Annotated in this window: 16 protein-coding genes; 6 read left to right on the forward strand and 10 right to left on the reverse strand. The window is 62.7% G+C overall.

Features of this window, described 5'->3' with window-relative positions; genetic code table 11:
• Positions 1-233: 233 nt before the first annotated feature.
• Together trpA and trpB are read right to left on the reverse strand one after the other, a co-directional pair.
• On the reverse strand, positions 234-1,091 hold the full coding sequence (gene trpA, locus ACGK9R_RS07745; protein ID WP_394579938.1) for a tryptophan synthase subunit alpha: 858 nt from the start codon (positions 1,089-1,091) through the stop codon (positions 234-236).
• Positions 1,088-2,317, reverse strand: a complete 1,230-nt coding sequence (gene trpB, locus ACGK9R_RS07750; RefSeq protein WP_394579940.1) for a tryptophan synthase subunit beta — start codon at positions 2,315-2,317, stop codon at positions 1,088-1,090. The genes trpA and trpB overlap by 4 nt, the downstream gene beginning before the upstream one ends.
• 101 nt (positions 2,318-2,418) lie before the next feature.
• Between trpB and ACGK9R_RS07755 the strand changes: the two genes are divergently transcribed.
• On the forward strand, positions 2,419-3,327 hold the full coding sequence (locus ACGK9R_RS07755; RefSeq protein WP_394579942.1) for a LysR family transcriptional regulator: 909 nt from the start codon (positions 2,419-2,421) through the stop codon (positions 3,325-3,327).
• Between the two features lie 13 nt (positions 3,328-3,340).
• Here ACGK9R_RS07755 and mmuM read toward each other — a convergent pair whose 3' ends face one another.
• From mmuM to ACGK9R_RS07770, 3 genes are all read right to left on the reverse strand, one after another.
• Complete coding sequence (mmuM, locus tag ACGK9R_RS07760; protein ID WP_394579944.1) at positions 3,341-4,309, reverse strand: homocysteine S-methyltransferase; 969 nt, start codon at positions 4,307-4,309, stop codon at positions 3,341-3,343.
• Complete coding sequence (locus ACGK9R_RS07765) at positions 4,306-5,724, reverse strand: amino acid permease (protein WP_394579946.1); 1,419 nt, start codon at positions 5,722-5,724, stop codon at positions 4,306-4,308. The genes mmuM and ACGK9R_RS07765 overlap by 4 nt, the downstream gene beginning before the upstream one ends.
• Before the next feature lie 186 nt (positions 5,725-5,910).
• A complete protein-coding gene (locus ACGK9R_RS07770; RefSeq protein WP_394579947.1) occupies positions 5,911-6,540 on the reverse strand; it encodes a LysE family translocator in 630 nt (209 codons plus the stop codon).
• A gap of 154 nt (positions 6,541-6,694) precedes the next feature.
• On the opposite strand from ACGK9R_RS07770, the gene ACGK9R_RS07775 reads away from it, so the two are divergent.
• On the forward strand, positions 6,695-7,240 hold the full coding sequence (locus ACGK9R_RS07775; protein ID WP_394579949.1) for an adenylate kinase: 546 nt from the start codon (positions 6,695-6,697) through the stop codon (positions 7,238-7,240).
• Positions 7,241-7,256: 16 nt separating this feature from the next.
• On the opposite strand, the gene ACGK9R_RS07780 is transcribed toward ACGK9R_RS07775, so the two are convergent.
• On the reverse strand, positions 7,257-8,330 hold the full coding sequence (locus ACGK9R_RS07780; RefSeq protein WP_394579950.1) for a zinc-binding dehydrogenase: 1,074 nt from the start codon (positions 8,328-8,330) through the stop codon (positions 7,257-7,259).
• A gap of 177 nt (positions 8,331-8,507) precedes the next feature.
• Here ACGK9R_RS07780 and soxR point away from each other — a divergent pair, with 177 nt between their 5' ends.
• Together soxR and ACGK9R_RS07790 are read left to right on the forward strand one after the other, a co-directional pair.
• Positions 8,508-8,951: a redox-sensitive transcriptional activator SoxR gene (gene soxR / locus ACGK9R_RS07785; protein WP_394579952.1), complete on the forward strand. Its 444-nt coding sequence runs from the start codon at positions 8,508-8,510 to the stop codon at positions 8,949-8,951.
• 95 nt (positions 8,952-9,046) lie between these two features.
• Positions 9,047-9,976, forward strand: coding sequence for a glycerophosphodiester phosphodiesterase (locus ACGK9R_RS07790; RefSeq protein WP_394579954.1), 930 nt, complete (start codon positions 9,047-9,049; stop codon positions 9,974-9,976).
• Here ACGK9R_RS07790 and ACGK9R_RS07795 read toward each other — a convergent pair.
• From ACGK9R_RS07795 to ACGK9R_RS07810, 4 genes are all read right to left on the reverse strand, one after another.
• Positions 9,966-10,856, reverse strand: coding sequence for a dihydrodipicolinate synthase family protein (locus tag ACGK9R_RS07795; RefSeq protein WP_394579956.1), 891 nt, complete (start codon positions 10,854-10,856; stop codon positions 9,966-9,968). The two genes, ACGK9R_RS07790 and ACGK9R_RS07795, sit on opposite strands and share 11 nt — an antisense overlap.
• A 297-nt stretch (positions 10,857-11,153) precedes the next feature.
• Positions 11,154-11,558 carry a hypothetical protein gene (locus tag ACGK9R_RS07800; protein ID WP_394579957.1) on the reverse strand — a complete coding sequence of 135 codons (405 nt, stop codon included), beginning with the start codon at positions 11,556-11,558 and terminating at the stop codon, positions 11,154-11,156.
• Positions 11,559-11,632: 74 nt separating this feature from the next.
• Positions 11,633-13,249: a PQQ-dependent sugar dehydrogenase gene (locus tag ACGK9R_RS07805; RefSeq protein ID WP_394579959.1), complete on the reverse strand. Its 1,617-nt coding sequence runs from the start codon at positions 13,247-13,249 to the stop codon at positions 11,633-11,635.
• 91 nt (positions 13,250-13,340) lie between these two features.
• The gene (locus tag ACGK9R_RS07810; RefSeq protein ID WP_394579961.1) at positions 13,341-13,607 is read right to left on the reverse strand and encodes a DksA/TraR family C4-type zinc finger protein; all 267 of its coding nucleotides are present in this window, start codon (positions 13,605-13,607) and stop codon (positions 13,341-13,343) included.
• 441 nt (positions 13,608-14,048) lie between these two features.
• Between ACGK9R_RS07810 and ACGK9R_RS07815 the strand changes: the two genes are divergently transcribed.
• Together ACGK9R_RS07815 and ACGK9R_RS07820 are read left to right on the forward strand one after the other, a co-directional pair.
• On the forward strand, positions 14,049-14,396 hold the full coding sequence (locus ACGK9R_RS07815) for a hypothetical protein (protein ID WP_394579963.1): 348 nt from the start codon (positions 14,049-14,051) through the stop codon (positions 14,394-14,396).
• 59 nt (positions 14,397-14,455) lie between these two features.
• On the forward strand, positions 14,456-17,329 hold the full coding sequence (locus ACGK9R_RS07820) for an EAL domain-containing protein (protein WP_394579965.1): 2,874 nt from the start codon (positions 14,456-14,458) through the stop codon (positions 17,327-17,329).

Below are 17,329 nucleotides of genomic sequence, written 5' to 3' on the forward strand. Positions count from 1 at the left end.
AATAAAATCATTCGATTACGGCCAGGGGTCGACGAGCGGGCGAAATAGCAGAAGTTAATTAAAATTATCCACACTTCTAAAAAAATGACAGCTCCACCTCATTTGGCATGAGGTTATTCATTTGGTCAGAGGCCATTAAGGGATAAGGGGCTCAGGCAATGATTTTATGAGCGCATCGCGCCACACTCGATGTGCCGGGATACGCTCATGACGACCGTATTAACGGCGGGAGATCAACTGTCCAGAGGCTCGGCTGCGTAGCGGCACGCACGAACGCTCTGGGCCAGCTCGCGCGCGAGCCCATGCACGCCTTCGACGGCCTCGTCACCGTTCTTGGCATGCTCGATGCGCTCGACCAGCGCTGAGCCGACCACCAAGGCGTCGCTGAAGCAGCCGATAGTGGCGGCCTGTTCCGGCGTGCGAATGCCGAAACCGACGCCCACAGGAAGCGGCGTGTGCTTTTTCAGCTCAGCCACGGCGCGCTCGAGCTTCTCCGGCGTCGGTGCGCCGACGCCGGTCACACCGGCGACCGAGACGTAGTAGATGAAGCCGGAGGCGCTTTCAAGCACACGGGGCAGACGCTTGGCATCGGTGGTGGGGGTCGCCAGGCGGATGAAATCGATACCGTAGCGCGCGGCGGGGGTGCAAAGTTCGTCGTCGTGCTCCGGGGGAATGTCGACCACGATCAGCCCGTCTACCCCCGCATCAGCGGCATCTTTTAGAAAACGATCGACGCCGTAGCGGTAAATGGGGTTGTAGTAACCCATTAGCACGATGGGCGTTTCGCGGTTAGTCTCACGAAAGCGCTTCACCATGGCAAGCGTTTTGGCCTGGGTTTGCCCTGCCGCCAGCGCACGCAGCGCGGCTTTTTGAATCGCGGGGCCATCCGCCATCGGGTCGCTGAAAGGCATGCCCAGCTCGATGATATCGACGCCCGCGTCCGGCAGGCCATCGAGCAGGCGCTGCGAGGTCTCCGGGTCCGGGTCGCCGGCGGTCAGGAAGCTTACCAGCGCCGGGCGGTTTTGCGATTTTAGGGCGGCAAAGCAGCGCTCAATACGTTTGGTGCCGACGGTCGAGTTGGCCTGGCTCATTGGAACTTGTCTCCTAGCGTGTCTTTGAGATGGTGGGCAACGCTCATCATGTCCTTGTCACCGCGCCCGCTCAGATTGACCACCATCAGGTGATCGCGGGGTAACGTGGGCGCGCGCTTGGCGACTTCTGCCAGGGCATGGGCGGTTTCAAGCGCCGGAATGATGCCCTCTTCGCGACAGCAAATCTGGAATGCTTCGAGCGCTTCGTCGTCGGTGGCGGATACGTACTCGACGCGGCCCTGCTCGTGAAGCCATGCGTGCTCGGGGCCGATACCGGGGTAGTCGAGCCCCGCCGAAATAGAGTGGGCGTCGATGATCTGACCATCCTCGTCCTGGAGCAAAAAGGTGCGATTACCGTGCAGCACGCCGGGTGCGCCACCGTTGAGGCTTGCGGCGTGCTGGCCCGTCGCCACGCCCTTGCCGCCCGCCTCGACGCCGACCATGTGCACGCTTTCATCGTTCAAAAACGGATGAAAAAGCCCCATGGCGTTAGAGCCGCCGCCAATGCAGGCAATAAGCGAATCCGGCAGGCGGCCCTCTTTTTCTTCCATTTGGCGGCGGGTTTCATGGCCGATCACCGCCTGGAAGTCGCGCACCATGGCCGGGTACGGGTGCGGCCCTGCCACGGTGCCGATGATGTAAAAGGTATCATCGATGTTGGTTACCCAGTCGCGCAGCGCCTCGTTCATGGCGTCCTTCAGCGTGCCGGTGCCGGAGGTGACCGGGATCACCTCGGCGCCCAGCAGTTTCATGCGGAACACGTTGGGCTGCTGGCGCTCGATGTCGGTGCTGCCCATGTAGATCACGCACTCAAGGCCAAAGCGCGCCGCCACGGTGGCCGTGGCCACGCCGTGCATGCCCGCGCCGGTTTCGGCGATGATGCGCTTCTTGCCCATGCGTTTGGCGAGCAGCACCTGGCCGATGCAGTTGTTGATCTTGTGCGCGCCGGTATGGTTGAGCTCCTCGCGCTTCAAGTAGATTTTCGCGCCGCCGAAGTGCTCGGTGAGCCGCTCGGCAAAATACAAGGGGCTCGGCCGCCCCACGTAGTCACTCTGGAAGTAGTCCAGCTCGCGCTGGAAATCGGGATCCTGCCTGGCGCTCTCGTACTCCTCCTGCAGCGAGAGGATCAGCGGCATCAGCGTTTCGGCCACGAAGCGCCCGCCGAACTGGCCGAACAGGCCATTGGCATCGGGCAGGGTGAGCGCGGGATTCACGGGTTGATTCATGGCGACCTCGGGTCATGGGCGAATGCCTTCACGCTACCCAAAGCCAAGCGGTAAAAAAATCGATAAGATATCACCTACCTGTGAGCTGAGATCACCTATCGATGAACCAGAGCCTGCCCCCCTTGAGCGCCCTGCGCGCCTTTGAAGCCACCGCGCGCCAGGGTAGCGTGAGCGCTGCCGCCAGGGAGCTCAACGTGACCCACGGCGCCGTGAGCCGCCAGTTGAAAAGTCTGGATGCCCATTTCAACACCGCGCTTTTCGCCAGGGCGGGGCGCGGGATTGCGCTCACGCCTCACGGAGAAACGCTGCAAAGCGGGTTGAGTGAAGCCTTTGCCCGCCTGCATGAGAGTTGCGCTACGCTCAAGCGTGAGGTGGAAGGCGCGCCTTTTACCCTCGCCTGCCCCGGAAGCCTTCTGGCGCGCTGGCTGATTCCACGGCTGGAGCCGCTTCACTTGGCGCTGCCCGAGCTCAACCTGCAGGTGGTGGTCAGCCAAAGCGAGATACCCGAGCAGGCCGAACGGGTAAGCGCGATGCTCTTATTTGCCGAACCGCCCTGGCCCGCGAACGTCACGGTCGTCGAACTGATGGCCGAAGAGATCTGCGCCGTGGCAAGCCCTGCCCTCGCCGCCCGACTCGACCCGGCCCGCCCGGAGGCGCTCTTCGAGCAGCCGCTGTTGACCACCGCATCGCGCCCCCAGGCCTGGCCACAGTGGGCGCGCGCCCAGAGGCTTTCATCAGCGGCGCTCGATGCCGCACTCAGCAAGGGCCAGCGCTTCGAGCATCTTTATTACCTGCTGGAAGGCGCAACGGCGGGCCTCGGCGTTGCCATCGCGCCCCGCTTGCTGGTGGAGGACGACTTGAAAAGCGGGCGGCTCGTCGCCCCCTGGGGTAGCATCGAAACCCCGGCCAGGCTCTGCCTTTGGCTGCTCGATAAGAACGGAAGCCGCTCGGGCGCGCAGCGGCGTGAGCGGCTGGTCGAGTGGTTCAAACAGGCGCTTAGCGACGATTAAGGCAGTTTAACAGTCAATCTCTTGTAAGCTTTTCACGCCACAGTGCCAGCGCGCGAATGTCGTCGGGCGTGGTACGGCAGCAGCCGCCAATGCCAGACGCACCTGCGGCAAGCCAGGCCGCTGCTCCTTGGATAAGCCCCGAAGGTGCGCTTTGCGTGTGGCCGCATTTGGCCGGGTGCCAGGTTTTGGTGGCCGGATCGTACTCCTCACCAGAGTTCGGGTAGACCAGCACCGGTAAATCGCATGCCTGCTTGATCACCTCGATCAATGGCTCGATATGGGCAAGCGCGGTGCAGTTGACACCGACCGCTGCCACACCGGGGAGGCCCGCCAACGCCCGGGCGCACTCCGTGATCGGCGTGCCGTCGCTGATGTGCGCGCCATCCTTGGCCGAGAAGGTAATCCACGCCTGCGCGCCGGGGTGCTCGGCGAGCAGGTCGGTGATCGCCAGCGCTTCGTCGAGTGATGGCAACGTTTCCACCGCCAGCAGGTCCGCACCGGCTTCCAGCAACAGCGCAAGCCGCTCGCGGTGGAAATCGATCAGCCCGGCGCGATCCAGGTCGTAGCCACCGCGGTACTCGCTGCCATCGGCCAAATATGCGCCATACGGACCCACGGAGGCGGCCACCAGCGGTTTCGGACGCCCACTTTCAGGCTGCCAGACGGCGTCTCGGGCCTCAACTGCAAGCGTTACCGAGCGCGTGATCAACGTGCGCGCCTCTTGCTCGGTAAGCCCCGCCTGGACGAAGCCCGGAATCGTCGCCTGGTAGCTTGCGGTGATCGCACAGTCGGCGCCGGCCTCGAAGTAGGCCTGGTGCACCTGGCGAATCGTCTCCGGCGCCTCGCTTAACAGCCGCGCCGACCAGAGACTGTCGTTGAGATCGCAGCCCAGCGCTTCGAGCTCGGTGGCCAGCGCCCCGTCGATCACCATGAAAGGCACGTCGCGAAGCAGGGTCTGGATGGGGTTGGCGTGCTGGCTCATGCGCTGGTCTCCTTGGCGGTGCAGGCACGTTTGGCCGACTGGCGGCGGTGCAGGTAGTGGATCAGGTAGCACAGCGCGATGAACGGCACGCCAAAGTAGAGTGCTACGCGCTGCTGCGGATCAAACGCGATGCCGATACAGGCAGCAAGGCAGGCGCCGAAGGCGATCAGCGGCACGAACGGGTAGCCGGGCGTGCGGTAGATCAGATCCTCCAGCCGACCGCCTTCCCGCAGATACTGGCGGCGAAAGTTGAACTGGCTCAGCGCGATCGCCATCCACACGACCACCACCGCAAGCCCGGAGATCGACACCAGCACCAGATACACGGTTTCCGGCGCGTAGACGCTCGAGAAAAGCGCCCCGAAGCCGCCGATCATGCTCAGTAGCAGCGCGTTCATGGGGATACCGCGCTTGTTGAGCCGGCCAAGCGACTTGGGCAGCGTACCCTGGTCCGAGAGCGTCCAGAGCATGCGCGCCGAGGCGTAAAGCCCGGAGTTGGCCGCCGAGAGCAGCGCGGTGATGATCACGAAGTTCATGATGTCGGCCGCACCCGGCACGCCGATGCGCTGGAAGACCGCGACGAACGGGCTCTGGCTGAGCCCGGCCTCGGTGTGCGGCAAGAGTGCGGCGATCACGATCATGGTGCCGACGAAGAACAGAATCAGCCGCCAGAGGGTAGCGCGAATCGCCTTGGGGACGTTGCGCGCCGGGTTTTCAGCTTCGCCGGCGGCGATGCCGATCAGCTCGGTACCGGAGAAGGCGAACATCACCGCCAAGAGCGTCATACCGATGGTCAGAAGGCTTGGCGGCATCGCGCCTTCGCCCCACAGTGCCGAGAGCCCAGGCGACGCTACGGCGGCGCCGGTCTCATCCTGCAGCGGCACGAAGCCAATGATCGCCGCGGCGCCGATCAGCACAAACGCGACCACCGCCAGCACCTTGATCAGCGAAAGCCAGAATTCGGATTCGGCGAAAAAGCGCGAGGTGAAGGCATTGACGCCGAAGACGATGGCGGCGAACAGCCCACTCCAGTACCAGCCGGGAATATCGGGAAACCAGCGTCCCATGAACACCGCCGCCGCGGTGAACTCCGAGCCCAGCGCCACCGTCCAGGTGAGCCAGTACATCCAGGCGACCATGTAGCCGGTGCCGGGGCCGATATAGCGCGTGGCGTGGGCGCTGAAGGCGCCGGAGTCCGGCATGTGCACGGCCAGCTCGCCCAGGCACATCATCACAAGCCAGGCGACGATACCGCCCACCAGGTACGCCAGCACCGCACCCAGCGGGCCCGCCTGCTGCACCGTATAGCCCGAACTCAGAAAGAGCCCGGTGCCAATCACGCCGCCAAGCGACAGCATCACCAGGTGCCGCGTGCTCATACTGCGCTTGAAGTGCGCGCCCTCTTGCTCGTTCATGATACGTCCTGAAAATTGCCTGTTCGGCCCATAGGGCTCGCGATCCCGCTCAATGGGCGCGCCATTTTAGTGCAAACTCAGGAAAGCAAAAAGGAATTAAAAACTGATCATCTATATTTTAATGACATATGAAGGCGCGCAGCGCAATGGCTGAGAATGATGCCACGCCAAAGAGTGAGCCCCGCGCTACTGATTCGAGGCGATCAGCGTCCCGCCAGCAGCCATGAACAGCCCTCCGGTCGCCCGGTTGAACCGCTTGTAGCGCCGCGGGGTCTGGAACCAGCGGCTGATGCTGGCGCCCAACCCCGCGTAGGTCGACATCAGGGTGAAATCGATCACCAGCCAGCTCAGCGCCAGAATGACGAATTGGAGAAGCTGCGGCTGGCTCACGTCGATGAAGTTGGGAAACAGTGCGGCGAAAAAGAGCAGATCCTTGGGATTGCTGATGCCCACGGTAAAGCCGCGGCGAAAGCGCGTTGTGGCGGATACCTTCGGCCCCGCGACCGCGTTCGGGCATGGCATCGCCGGGCTGGACGTATCGCGCCAGGCCATGATCCCTAAGTAGATCAGATAGGCCCCGCCCACCATCTTGAGCGCGTAAAAGGCGGTTTCGGACGTGGCAAGCACGGCGCCCAGCCCGAGCGATGAGATCGTCATTAGCAAGAGCGAGGCTGCCACGCCGCCCAGCACCGTGGCCGCGGCCTGCTTGCGGCCGAACTTCAGCCCGTGGCTGGTGCACAGAAGCGCCACCGGCCCGGGAAAGATGATCAGGGCGAAAATGACGCCGACATAGGTCAGCCACGTTAGTGCATCCACGGGATATTTCCTTTTTATCGGTGGGTGGTGACCCTGCTGGCCGCCGACTGAATTCAGAACGTCTCATTCAATCATAGTCCGGCGTCTCGCGCCTCCAGGTTGCCAGGTTAAAGGCCCCTGCGTAGACTGGCGCGCCGTTTTAAAGGCCGGCACCATGAAAATCAACGTCGTGGGTACAAGCGGCAGCGGCAAGAGCACGCTGTCGAAAAGACTCGCCGAGGCGCTGGATGTCCCGCATATTGCGCTCGATCAGCTCTTCTGGCGCGCCAACTGGCAGGAAACGCCGGACGATGCGTTTTTCCCCAAACTCGAGGCGACGCTGGCCGACGCCGCTGATGGCTGGGTGCTCGACGGCAACTTCAACCGCACCCGCGCGATCAAGTGGCGCGAGGTCGATATGATCGTCTGGCTCGACTACGGCTTCTGGCGCACCTTTCGCCAATCCTTGCAGCGGGCTATCGTGCGCATCGTTACCCGCCGCGAACTCTGGCCCGGCACCGGCAACCGCGAAACCTTTCGCAAGACCTTTCTAAGCCGCGACTCGATTCTTTTATGGATGCTGACCTACTGGCGCCGCCAGCGCCGGCGCTACCTGCTGGATACGCTGAATCCTGAGTACCGCTCAATACAGATCGTTCGCTTGACCCACCCCGACGAAGCAAACCTGTTGATCGAGCAACTGGCCAAGCGGCGCGACTAGCCGCGCCGCTTGCGCGTCAGGGTCTCAGTGATACGAAGTTGAGTCCAGTAGTCTTGGTGGCGGTTTCGATGGCGGCTTTCGGGTCGTCGATGCCTACCTCGACCATGCCTACTTTACCCAAATCGATCAGCCCGGCTTCGATCATGCGCCAGATCGACAGCACCGTTTCTGATCGGTACATGCGTGACCCGCGGATCGTCAGCCGGCGGCGCAGTACCTCGCCATAGGGAAACGGGATGTCCTGTCGCACGCCGCCCATCAGCACCAGGGTGCCGCTATCCCGGAGCGCCGCAAAACCGGCCAGCAGCGGATTGGCGCTATTGGCGTCTCCCATGGTGTCGATCACCACATGCGGGGAACCGGCCACCGCCGTGATGGCCGCGGCGTCCTGGTCGATGTCGCCAGTCAGACGGACGGGTACGACACGCGCATCCAGCGTGGCCAGTTTCTCGAGCGCGGCTTGATTGCGACCTAGCGCGACCACCCGCGAAGCGCCTTTGGCCAAAGCGACCAGCACCGCCGCGCCGCCCATCTGCCCGGTGGCGCCCAGAATGGCCACGACATCGCCCGGTTGTTGGCCGGACTGCTCGACACCCTCCCCGGCGATGCCGAGCCAGGTAAGAAACGCCAGTCGGCCAGGATCATCAAAATGCTCCGCCCCGGGTAGCCGAGTGACGGCTTCCTTCGGCAGCCGCGCCTTCTGCGCCATGGTGCCGTCTCGCCACTGCGTGCGCATGGCGTCCACCACGTCGGATTCCAGGCCGCGCCCACCTATTTCGCCCAGCCCCATGAGGACGTCTTCCGGGTAGTCGGTATCGCCAGACTCGACCAGACAGTCGAGCGCCACGACATCGCCCACATCGACATTGAACACGTCATCCGCCTTTTCGCGCACCACGCCAACGCCGCCCGCCCCCAGAACCAACGGTACGGGCAGCGGGATGTCGGTGCTGTCGACCATGGCCATTAGGTAGGCAGGCACATGCACCGCTCGCACATCCACGATGACGGATCCGGGCAAACATGTCGGGTCAGGACGCTCGGCGCAGACAAGCGGTGCCTTCAAAGATTCCTTGTACCAGGCTTTCATCAGCAGTCACTCCTTTGGGTGAAAGACACACAGATGGAATATGGCGACGACAGCCACGGCACAAGACTAAAACCTCGACTATAGTTGAGGTCAACAGATTTATTTTTTGACTCTAACTGCCGTATTAAAGCGGTATTGTTCAAAATACCTTTAGTAAGCTCGAGGTTTTAACGTTTGATGGCTACCGATCTATCCGTTGGCGACGTCGCCAAACGCAGCGGCGTACGAGTATCGACGCTTCATTTCTACGAGTCCAAGGGGCTGATAGCGTCCTGGCGAACCAACGGCAATCAGCGCCGCTACCCGCGTAGCGTACTGCGCCGCGTTGCGGTGATTCGCATCGCCCAGCGCGCCGGTATTCCGCTGTCAATGACCAAGGCGCACCTGGATTCGATTCCCTCTGATCGCCCGCTGAGTGCAGCGGACTGGCAGGCGATCACCGCCGCCTGGCGCGAGGAGATCGATCGCCGGATGGAAAGTCTGATGCAGCTGCGCAACCAGATGGATCGATGCATCGGCTGCGGCTGTCTTTCCCTGGCAGACTGCCCGCTGCGCAACCCGGATGACCACTTGGCCGAGGAAGGACCCGGGGCGCGCTTGCTGGTCTCGTCAGGCGTTTAGACACGATACCCACGTTCATTGGCTGTCCCACGGTTTGGAATCGCCCGGGAAAAGGGATAAGTTTATTGACCAAACATTCAGCAAAAGGATTGTTCATGCAACGTCACACCGCCCTTCTTCCACTGAGTCTTTTCGCAGGTGCTCTTTCGGCTCCGGCGCTGGCCGATGCCACGCCGCTCGAGCAGCAGCTAAAGGATCTACAGTCGTTTCAGGTGATCGCTCATCGCGGCGCCAGCGGCCACGCGCCGGAAAGCAGCATGGCCGCGCTCGAATTGGCCCACGCCTGGGGGGCGGACTATTTGGAGCTGGACATTCAAATGACCAGCGACGGCGAGCTGGTCGCCTTTCACGACGACACCCTCGAGCGTACCAGCAACGGCGAGGGCCATATCAACGACCATACCCTGGCCGAACTCAAGGATCTCGATGCGGGAAGCTGGTTCAACGAGGAGAACCCCGAACTTGCCAACGAGGCGTTCGAAGGCGCCCACATTCTCACGCTGGAAGAGGTGTTCAACCGCTTCGGCCAGGACGCGCGGTATTACCTGGAAACCAAGTCGCCGGAACTCAACCCGGGCGTGGAAGAAGGGCTGGTGCGCCGCCTGGAAGCCTATGACATGATCGACACAGGGCGCGTGCTGATCCAGTCCTTCGATCAGGAAAGCCTGCTGAAGATTCACGACCTGAACGCCGACATTCCGCTGATCCAGCTGGTGTGGTACTCCCCGGACGAAGAGAGCGAAGCCCGCCTGACGGAGTGGACTGGCGTGACGCCGGCCCCCGACGAGATCACCGACGCAGACTTCCAGGCCGTGGCGGATTACGCCGTGGGGCTGGGCACCAACTATCTGTATGACGGCGAGCCGGTCATCACCGAGGCGTTCGTGCAGCAGGCTCAAAACAACGGCCTGGCGGTGCATGTCTACACGGTCAACGCTCCAGAGGAAATGCAGCACCTGCTCGACTGGGGCGTGAACGGCCTATTTACCGACTACGCGGATCGCTTGATCGAACTCACCGAGTAAAACCGGTTTCGATGAAACGCTCGACACGCTCCCGCGCCTGGCCCTCGAGGGCCTTGAGCGGGAGCGGTAGGCACGGGGTGCTGACGACGCCCATTGCCTCGGCCAGCGTGGCGATGACGCGCAGGCTGCCATGTTCACGGTAGAGCGCCCAAAGCGGCTCGAACGCCTCTAACAGTTGCTGCGCCTCGCGTGCATCCCCACGCTGGGCGGCACGGGTAATGGCAAGCGTTTGCTCCGGCAAAAGCCCGCCCAGCACCGAATACCAGGCATCGCAGCCCGCCGTTAGCCCCACCGCCGCCACCGGGTCGCCGCTGATACCCAGCGTGACGCCTTCGGGAATCAACGCGCGCAGCCGTGCGATACGCTCCTCGGCCGCGCTGGGCTCGGCCGACACCGGCGGAATCTTGATCGAGGCCACGCGGGGGAGCTCGGCAATACGCCCATGCAGTGCATCGCTGAAAGAGAAATGCGTGGTGCCCGGGTTGTCGTAAACGCACAGCGGGACGTCGAGATGCTCGCACACCGCCTTGTAGTGCTCGAAAACCTCCTCCTCGGTGAGCGCCTGATACGATACCGGCGCCAGCAGCACCCCGCTCGCCCCCGCGCTCTGGGCATCCTCGGCCAAGCGGATCGCATCGCGGGTGGAAAGCGCGCCGATGCCGACCACGACCGGCACATCGCTGGCGTTTTCCACCGCCAAGCGCGTCACCCGGGCGCGCTCCTCACGGGACAGATACATGTAGTTGCCGGTCGAACCCAAAACGCCGATGGAGTCCACTCGCGCCTTCGCCAGGCGCTGTACCAGACCCACGAATTCGTCTTCGCGAATGTCCTGTTCGTTCATGGGCGTCAAGGGGAAGGCACTCAGGCCGGTGAACATGGGCGGATCCTCTCAGGGCAGTGGCGATGAAGCGACGTTTCGTTACCGTACCACGGCTCTTGAAGTCAGTGTGACTTCAACATTCGAATCCACGATAACACCTCGCAAAGGGTAGCGTGTTTGATCGCCCTCGCGCTTCAAACGCACGACAAAACGCTATCCCTTATAGCGGTGCGTGCCGACCACTTTTTTCGCGTAGTGATACTCGTGGCGAGTGCTCAGCCGCTCGCCGATGATCGCGCCGTGAACCGCCATGTGGCTGCCCTCTTTCAACGTTATCAAGCGCGCTGGCCCACCTCAGCGCTTGAACGGCCGGTGCTTTTCATACAGAAAGTCGATGGAGTGCTCGAAGAGATCCTGAAGGTGGCCCTTGGCGGTGTCGGCGCAGACGAGATGGAAGTCTCGCGTCAGCGCTCGACGGCCAAGCACCTTGAATAGGCCGGTTCTGGCCAGCACGCTGAGCTGAAGGAGACCCTTGCGCTCCTCGATCGGAATGAACTGATAGTGCGCGTGCCGGCCGTTGCGCTCGCCGAGTAGAAACTCGAAGCCGCCGTCCTCGCCCTGCTCGTCGAACAGCGCCATCTCTTGCGCCCAAGGGTACTGGTCAATGATTTCGCACGCCTTGTCGTAACGGTCGGTAGAGAGGCGACGATGGACGAATTCGCGCGTGTCGGTGTGGTGGGAGTAGAGGATCTGGACCATCGAACAGCCTAAGGGTGGGTATATAATTAAGCGCCTGATTATATACCATCGCTTCCCCCCAGGCCGAGTCGATGTCAGGGCTGGCCACCAGCCGTTGCCGGTACGACTCGCACGAGTCGGCCTTCGGGGCTATCGGTCAGCAAATACACCGCGCCGTCCGGGCCGGTGCGTACGTCGCGGATGCGCTCTTCGAGCTCGCCGAACAGCCCTTCCATGTCCCGGGCCTCGGTCAGATCATCGCTGAGCGTGACGCGGCGCACCTCACGGTTGACCAGCGCGCCGACCAGCAGGTCGCCCTGCCAGCCGGGGAAAAGCTCGCCGTCGTAGCGGGTCAGGCCTGAAGGCGCGATCGAGGGCGTCCACTCCAAAAGCGGCGCTTCAGTGCCCGGGTACTCGGTGAAGGGCGTGACGCGGGCCCCGGTGTAGTCGAGCCCGGTGGTCGCGATCGGCCAGCCGTAGTTGGCGCCGGGCGTGATGAGGTTGATCTCGTCGCCGCCGCGCGGGCCGTGCTCATGGGTGATGATGTGCCCCTCATTATCCACCACCAGCCCCTGCACGTTACGGTGCCCGTAGCTATAGATCTCCGGGCGCGCATCGTCTTCATTAACGAACGGATTGTCCCGCGGTGCGCTGCCATCGACGTTCAGCCGCACGATAGTGCCCAGGTGGCTTGCGTTGTTCTGCGCCTGTTCGCGGTAGTCGAAGCCGTCGCCCAGGGTGAGTATCAAAGTATCGTCGTCAAGCCACGCCAGCCTTCCGCCGTAGTGGGCATCACCGCGCTTGGCGGGGCTGGTGCGAAAAATCTCTTCGACCTGTTCGAGCCTATCCCCCGCCAAGCGAGCACGGGCCAGGCAGGCGTGGTTGGCGGCAAGATCACCGCAGGCGAAGCTCAAAAAAAGCGTTTGATCCTCGGCAAAATCCTTCGAGAGCAGCACATCGAAAAGCCCCGACTGACCGGAGGCGAAGACTGTCGGCACATCGGCGATCGGGTCGCTTACCTCGCCGTCAAGCGTGACGACTCTGAGCCTGCCCGGGCGTTCGGTCACCAGCATTCGTCCATCCGGCAAGAAGGCGAGCGACCAAGGGTGCTCCAGGCCCTCGGCCACGGTCTCAAGGCGGTAGGCGGTGCTCGATGGCTCTTCGGCCAGAGCCTCCGGCGGCAGCGCCGTGGCCACGCCCCCAGCGGCGAGCGCGAGGATGGCCGCGCTCCCCGCCCTTGCCGCGTGAACACGATGGTGGCCACGCCCGCGCAGAAGTGCCAGCACGAGCCCGGCCACGGCGGCACTCAAAAGCATGGCGAAAAATCCGAGCGTGGTACGCGTGGCGGCCACCAGCGTGGGCATGGGGGCGAAGTGGTTGACCAGATGAACGGTCAAAAACAGCGCCGCCACTGCCAGCAGCGGGCAAAGCAGCAGCCGGTAGCGCCCGGCGAGTGTGAGCCGAGAAACCAGGAGCCCGCCCGCCTGGGAGACGATAAAGCCGACCGAGAACAGCAGCGCGTAAATCGGCGAGAAGGTCACCAGATCCCATAGCGTGGTCATCACGCGGCGAAAGGTCGAAATCTCGACGCCCATGTCGGTAAGCGCCGCCAGGTTGATCTGGGTTTGCACGATACTGCCCAGCACGATGCCGACCAAAAGCGCGATGGCAAAGTGAAGGCAGATATAAAACCAGGGGGAGCGTTTGCGCATGCAGGACCCTTTGTAAAATAGCCCCGGCAGAGGCGTTGGCCAGGGCCGGGGGAGTGGTTAAACGTGAGGTGAAGCGTTCAAAAAAGCGTTCCTAACGCAGCTGGCTATCCTTGCTGCCGCGCCGGTTGTAGCCGCTCGCCCGGGTTGCGTGCTTGTCCTGCTCGGCCTGACAGGTGACACAGAGTTTTACCCCCGGCAGCGCTTTTCGCCGTGGCTCCGGGATCGGTTCGTCGCACTCCTCGCAGAAGTGGCGGCTTTCGCCCTGGGGGAGCTGGCGGCGCGCCCACTCAACGCCCTCCTCCAGCGTACTTTCGATCTGCTCCTGCTCGGCGCCGTCTCTTGCCCATCCACCGGCCATGATATGCCTCCTTGCCACCGCGTTGAGCGTGGCCTTGTCCGTTCGAAAATCCCCTCTAGTGTAGCGCCTTGCGCGCCAGGCTTGCTTCAACGCGCACCGCCAGGCCCGCCCTGCCAAGCGCCTCTTTAACTTTCATTGTTCATTGGTCCAGCTAATCTAATTTTATACGCTATTGTTGGTTCTAGCGGCCATACAAACACTATAGGCTCAGCCGTTAAAAGACCTCGTGCCGCGCTTCGCTTTTTTCACAAGAAAGGCGAAGCTTATCCTGTCATGAAGCCCGCTACCCAAGGACTTTCAGGCATGACTAAAATACGTTATCCATTAGTGCTCCAGGGGGTGGCGCCACGCTCAACAGGGTGGCTCACGTGTGCTTATTGGCTTGCCATGGCGGTTTCGGGGAGCCAACAAGCCCACGCCCACTCAACGGCGAACGTCTTCATGATCGCCCACCCAGACGCCCCGATAGCAGCGCTCGATCAGAACGCCGTTCGTGCGATGTTCGCCATGCGAAAGCGCACCTGGCCGGACGGCAGCGCCGTAGAGGTCTTCGTACTGCCCAACCGCCATCCCATTCACGCCGATTTTGCCAAGAAGTGTCTGGGGGTCTATCCGCACCAGCTGCAGCTTGCCTGGGACCGAGCACTGTTTTCGGGCATGGGCGAAGCCCCTCATCGGGTGCGCACGCAAGAGGAGATGTACCAACGGCTAAGCGCCACCCCCGGGGCCCTTGGCTATCTCGAGCGCGATTACCTCGACGACACGCTCACGGTTATCCCGCATGAATGACGCCAGAACATTGGGGCGGCATGTCAAAGCGGCGCGGTGCTGGCTGGCAAGATCAAGCGATGGGAACTCGACTATTCATGCAGCCTACGCCTTTGCGTAACACGCCCCGCCGGTTGAGCCTTACCTGGCGCGTCATCGTGCCGGGTAGTTTGTTATTGCTGGTGCTGGTAGTACTGTTCGTTTGCCTGGGCCAGTACTACCTGACCCGACAAATGGAGTCGAACCGGCTCGAGCACCACGAACACCAGCAGCGCGAAATCGGGCTGGCGCTGCGCCGCTCGAGCGACACTCTGCGCCAGCTCGCGGGGCTACTCGCCAGCTCCCCGGCGCTGGGTAGCGCACTCGAAAACGACGACAGCGCAGCACTTGCTCAACTGGTCGGGGCTCAGTGGCCCATGCTCCAGCTCGAGGTCGGCGTGGACAATATTTTCGTCTACGACCAGCAGGGCGACGAACTGGCCCACTTCGATCATGGCGACGATCCGCCTTTTTTTCCTGCCCGGCGCTGGGTCGAAGAGGCGCTCTCAAGCGAAGTGCCGCTCACGCGACTGCGCTGTGCGCTGGCCTGCCATCAGTTCGCTGCGGTGCCGGTGCTGCAAGGCGGTGAAAGCCAGGGCGTGGTGATTTTCTCCCGTGATCTGGCGGAAATGATGCGCGAGGTGAAGGTGGTCTCGAACAGCGAGATCGCGCTAATGGTCACCGGCAACGACCTCCAAACCGCTGCGCCTGGTTACCAGCAAATCGCCGATTGGGACGGCGTGATGGTCGCCCTGACGCGCCCGGAGCAGACTCTGCCGATTTTGAGAGCCGCCGCCGCCAACGTTCCGATCCAGCAGCTGGTGAGCGCCCCATACAGCGTTCACCGCGACAATCGCCAGCTCGAGGTCAGCGCCGTTTACATGTGGGAAGACGGGGACTGGCGAAGCGCGGGCTATTTTCTGCTGATCGCCGACACGACGCTTTCGATGATGAGCATTCAGGCGGCCACGCGCACGCTGCTACTGGTGGGGCTGGTAGGCGGCGTGATCGCCGAGCTTCTGCTGCTGCTCATTCTGCTGGGGCCAGTGAGTCGACTGCGCCGCGTCTCGGCACTGCTGCCCTCGCTTGCCCGAGGCGAATTCGAGCGGGTCGAGGGTCAGCTTTCCCACACGCCCAAGCATCTGCACAACGAAATCGACGTACTAGAGGAGTCAACGCGCGCACTCGCCCAGCAGCTTCATGGGCTGGAAACCGACGCTAAAGAGCGCAGCGCCGAGCTTTCGAGTCGGATCAAGGAGCTCGCCCGTGAGCGCGACTTCGCCAGCAGCCTGCTCGATACCGCCCAGGTCTTCATCGTCGCCCAGGACCACCAGGGCCATATTCGCTTGGCCAACAGCTACACCTGCCACACGCTGGGCGTGAGCGAGCGCGCGCTGCTTGGTCGTCCCTTCATCGAGGTATTCAATCGCGTCCACCCGGTAAGCGACACTTTCGCTGAACCCACGGCCGCCGCCCCGGGGCCGGCCCTGCCCGAGGAGAGCACCTTCGAGACGCGCGACAAACGCCACGCTACCGTCGTCTGGTCTCACGCGCCGCTGAACGAGGCCGATACCGGCGGGCTTTCGCGCATCAGCGTTGGGCTCGACATCACCGAGCGCAAGAGTATCGAGGCGCGCCTTGGCTGGCTTGCCGAACGCGATCCGACTACCGAGCTCTACAACCGCCGCTACTTCCAGGAGGCGCTGGGGCTGGCGCTCGACGAACACACCGAGGTGGCGGTGCTGCTTCTGGATCTCGACCGTTTCCGCGAGATCAACGAGTTGTGCGGCCATCACGCGGGGGATGCGCTGCTCAAGGAGATCGCCTTTACACTCAGCGCCAATCTCGGTCAGCGCAGCACCATCGCCAGGCTCGGCGGTGACGAGTTCGCGCTACTGATGACCGACATTCAGAGTGAGCAGGCGGTCAGCGCCGCTCGGTACGTGCTCCAGCTGATCAATACCATCGACTTCAGCGCCGCCGGCCGTCAGCACCACGTCAGCGCAAGCGTGGGTATCGCGCTCTACCCGCAGCACGGCAACAGCGCCGAGGACCTGTTGGCCAGCGCCGATATCGCGATGTACAAGGCCAAGGAACAGGGCGAGCCCGACTGGCACCTGCTATCGATGGGCGATAGCGCCAAAAGCGAGCTCCAGGAGCGGGTCTACTGGACCGAGCGGGTGCGTCAGGCGCTGAAAAAAGACGAGTTCGAGCTTTGGGTACAGCCGATCGTCTGCCTCAAGGATGGCTCGATCAAGCATTTTGAGGCGCTGATACGCTTGCGCAACGCCGACCAGAGCCTGGTCGGCCCCGAGCACTTTATTTGCATCGCCGAGCAGAGCGGGCTGATCACTCAAATCGACCGCTGGGTGATCCGCGAAAGCCTGACCGCGCTTGGCGTCTTGCAGCAGCGCGGTATTTCGCTGGCGCTGAATCTGTCCGGTCAGTCCTTGCACGACCACGGCCTGAGCCAGTACCTCACGCGGGAGCTTCAGACCCACCGGGTCGATCCGCACCATCTGATTCTCGAGATCACCGAAACTGCCGCCATCACCGATTTCTCGGTCGCCCACAACGTGCTGCAGAAGCTGCGCGACCTGGGATGCAAAACCGCGTTGGACGACTTCGGCGTGGGGTTCAGTAGCTTTCACTACCTGGGCAAATTGCCGGTGGACTACATCAAGATCGACGGCTCCTTTATCCGCAATTTGCTCACCCAGCCGGACAGCCAGACCATCGTCAAGGCGATCGCTGAGCTTGCTCGCGGCTTTGGCAAACAGACCATCGCCGAGTTCGTCGACCAGCCGGCGTTGCTGCCGCTGCTGCGCACGCACGGCATCCACTATGCTCAGGGCTATCACCTGGGCAAACCCACGCCGCTGGCCGCGCTACTCGACGACGCGGCCAGGCCCTGA

The sequence above is a fragment of the Halomonas sp. HNIBRBA4712 genome (assembly GCF_043558675.1).
GTDB lineage: Bacteria > Pseudomonadota > Gammaproteobacteria > Pseudomonadales > Halomonadaceae > Vreelandella.

Coding starts and splice junctions, on each gene's coding strand:
- trpA (WP_394579938.1), bottom strand. CDS start 1,091: ATGAGCCAGGCCAACTCGACCGTCGGCACCAAACGTATTGAGCGCTGC.
- trpB (WP_394579940.1), bottom strand. CDS start 2,317: ATGAATCAACCCGTGAATCCCGCGCTCACCCTGCCCGATGCCAATGGC.
- ACGK9R_RS07755 (WP_394579942.1), top strand. CDS start 2,419: ATGAACCAGAGCCTGCCCCCCTTGAGCGCCCTGCGCGCCTTTGAAGCC.
- mmuM (WP_394579944.1), bottom strand. CDS start 4,309: ATGAGCCAGCACGCCAACCCCATCCAGACCCTGCTTCGCGACGTGCCT.
- ACGK9R_RS07765 (WP_394579946.1), bottom strand. CDS start 5,724: ATGAACGAGCAAGAGGGCGCGCACTTCAAGCGCAGTATGAGCACGCGG.
- ACGK9R_RS07775 (WP_394579949.1), top strand. CDS start 6,695: ATGAAAATCAACGTCGTGGGTACAAGCGGCAGCGGCAAGAGCACGCTG.
- ACGK9R_RS07780 (WP_394579950.1), bottom strand. CDS start 8,330: ATGAAAGCCTGGTACAAGGAATCTTTGAAGGCACCGCTTGTCTGCGCC.
- soxR (WP_394579952.1), top strand. CDS start 8,508: ATGGCTACCGATCTATCCGTTGGCGACGTCGCCAAACGCAGCGGCGTA.
- ACGK9R_RS07790 (WP_394579954.1), top strand. CDS start 9,047: ATGCAACGTCACACCGCCCTTCTTCCACTGAGTCTTTTCGCAGGTGCT.
- ACGK9R_RS07795 (WP_394579956.1), bottom strand. CDS start 10,856: ATGTTCACCGGCCTGAGTGCCTTCCCCTTGACGCCCATGAACGAACAG.
- ACGK9R_RS07800 (WP_394579957.1), bottom strand. CDS start 11,558: ATGGTCCAGATCCTCTACTCCCACCACACCGACACGCGCGAATTCGTC.
- ACGK9R_RS07805 (WP_394579959.1), bottom strand. CDS start 13,249: ATGCGCAAACGCTCCCCCTGGTTTTATATCTGCCTTCACTTTGCCATC.
- ACGK9R_RS07810 (WP_394579961.1), bottom strand. CDS start 13,607: ATGGCCGGTGGATGGGCAAGAGACGGCGCCGAGCAGGAGCAGATCGAA.
- ACGK9R_RS07815 (WP_394579963.1), top strand. CDS start 14,049: ATGATCGCCCACCCAGACGCCCCGATAGCAGCGCTCGATCAGAACGCC.
- ACGK9R_RS07820 (WP_394579965.1), top strand. CDS start 14,456: ATGGGAACTCGACTATTCATGCAGCCTACGCCTTTGCGTAACACGCCC.